Below are 2,437 nucleotides of genomic sequence, written 5' to 3'. Positions count from 1 at the left end.
ATAAAACCTATCCACTCCTTAAATGAACAGTGAACGATTAAAGGACTTTCGTCAAGCAGCATACGAGTTATTGGTGCGAGCGAAAGATGCCACATTCGAGCTGATGGATGCAGTAATGACAACAAGGAATGCGGCTTGTTTGGCGGAATTTTCGCTCAGTCCATTATTCAGTCGTCAATGGTCAAGCGTCTACGAAGCATTGCAAGACTGTAGACCTGAACGGAAAAAACTAATGATGTTGTATCTCCAGCAATTAGAACAGCAAGTACCCGCAACGGAACACGTTTTAGTCGCAATTGACACGCGCGGGCATGGGGGAGACCAGAGGCTAAAACATTAAAAGACAGAACCCATGAATATCAGGAGGGCGTCATTATTGGACAGGGGTACAGTACAATTGCCTGGATACCCGAAGCACAAGGAAGTTGGGCATTACCCCTACTACATGAACGAATTAGTAGTTGGTCTTCACCAATAGAAAAAGCAGCTTCCCAACTCAAACTTGTTTGTGAACAGAGCATCAATCCAGTCTTAGCAGTTTTATAGAGAGAATATGGCAATGCAAGTTGGGTATTGGCTCAAGCCTCCATTCAAGCTGATTGCTTAATGCGAGTCCGAAGCAATGCCTGCTTGTGGTCAGCACCACCAGCCTATAGTGGTCGTGGCAGACCACGAAAACATGGACCAAAAATGAGGCTCAATGACCCAACCACATGGCTCGAAGCCGATGCTGTGATTGAAATTGACGAACATCCGCAGTTGGGACAAGTTCGAGTCAGTCAATGGCTTGACTTACATTTTTATCGTGCGCCTGGACATCGAGTAAATTTAATCCTGGCCCTTAAGAATGAATCCCATGTCAAACGGTCAGCCGTTTCCACCCTTGTGGTTGGCTTGGGTGGGAGAACGAACTCTCCCTAAGCGAAACAGTCTGGTTTAAGTATTTACGACGTTTTGGAGTGGATCATTGGTAGAGATTTGCCAAGCAACGATTACATTGGACATTACCTAACTTGAGAACTCCCGAACAATCGGAGCGCTGGAGCGATTTAATGCCATTGATGAGTTGGCAACTTGGGCTGGCTAGGGATTTAGTCGTCGAGAATATACTACCTTGGCAATCTGCTAATATCAATTTAACTCGACTGACGTGTTGCCCAATAGACCTCTTGCAAAATAATTTTATGATATAATTAATGGAAAGTTTTGCTTTACTGGATTGAATCCCAACTCTTAACTTATTTTTACTCTTGCCTTGCTAGAAACAGGATAAGATACTAGAAACTTATATTGGTTGTTGCACAATCAGTAAATCATGAAAAATCAATCTTATCTAAAGAGAGACATCTCATCAATTTAAACGTAGATTTGGTGTCAAAATTGAAACTTTAAAAGTAATGGTTAAAGCCTTGGAAGAATTCAGGTCAGAAAATCATAAAGACAGAAGAGGGCGTGGGACTATCCTAACTCTTGAAGAACAGGTCTTAGTTGCATTGGAATATTGGCGAGAATATCGAACATATTTTCATATTGCGACAAATTGGGGAGTATCTGAATCAACTATTTGCCGAATTGTAATTGACATCGAATCAACTTTAATGAAAACTGGAAAATTCCGTCTTCCTGGGAAAAAAGCATTACTCAAAAACTCTGATTATCCAGCAGTCGTGGCGATCGATGTCACAGAAACAGCTATTGAACGACCCAAAAAAAAACAGAAAAAATATTATTCAGGCAAGAAGAAATGTCATACCCTCAAAACTCAATTGGTCATTAATCAAGAGACAGGAGCAATTATTTGCACTGCTTTTGGGCAAGGACATTGCCACGATTTTAGCTTGTTTAAAAAAAGTAAAATCCATTTTCATCCCGAAACAGATAGCTTACAAGATAGTGGGTATCAAGGCATAAAAGATTATCATTCCAATAGTTATATTCCTAGAAAGAAACCTAAAAATGGGAAACTTTCTCTCTTAGAAAAAGACTACAAGGAGAGCTCTAGCACAAGAAAGAATTGTTATTGAACACGTTAACCGGAGTCTGAAAATTTTTAAAATCTTGTCGAGTCGTTATCGGAATCGTCGTCGCCGTTATGGTCTGCGTTGTAATTTGTTATCAGCAATTTATAATTATGAGTTAGCTCTAGGGGGATTAAATTGAAAACTTTCTATTATAGCATAGATTTTTTTTGCAAGAGGTCTAATCAATGTTGTAGGTTTTAGTTGACATTGGTACTCCCACGAAAATTCCTAAACATAGGGGAAAATCTCGACTGCTGGGAAAAAGGAAAGGTACGTACTAAGGCACCGTGCTATCCCACTGTTAAAAAACGGGTTTCTCGACGGAAAAAATCTTCAAGATTAGGGGCTTGCAATTAAATATAACCCCAGTTATGCTAGAAGGGTAGGAAACAAAAAATCTGACATGAGCGGTTGTG

General features: G+C 40.2%; 1 protein-coding gene and 2 pseudogenes. All 3 read left to right on the top strand.

Features of this window, described 5'->3' with window-relative positions:
* Positions 1–22 precede the first annotated feature (22 nt).
* Complete coding sequence (locus QUA44_RS30310; protein WP_333257597.1) at positions 23–340, top strand: hypothetical protein; 318 nt, start codon at positions 23–25, stop codon at positions 338–340.
* A gap of 224 nt (positions 341–564) precedes the next feature.
* Positions 565–921 (top strand): annotated as a pseudogene (locus QUA44_RS30305) (transposase); the annotation flags it as partial.
* A 431-nt stretch (positions 922–1,352) separates the two neighbouring features.
* Positions 1,353–2,160: pseudogene (locus QUA44_RS30300) on the top strand (IS5 family transposase); the annotation flags it as partial.
* Positions 2,161–2,437 lie beyond the last annotated feature (277 nt).

This window comes from Microcoleus sp. N9_A2, from assembly GCF_036701775.1.
Taxonomy (GTDB): Bacteria; Cyanobacteriota; Cyanobacteriia; order Cyanobacteriales; family Microcoleaceae; genus Microcoleus.
Note: the sequence above shows the minus strand (reverse complement) of the source record. Positions and strands in the feature narration are given on the sequence as shown.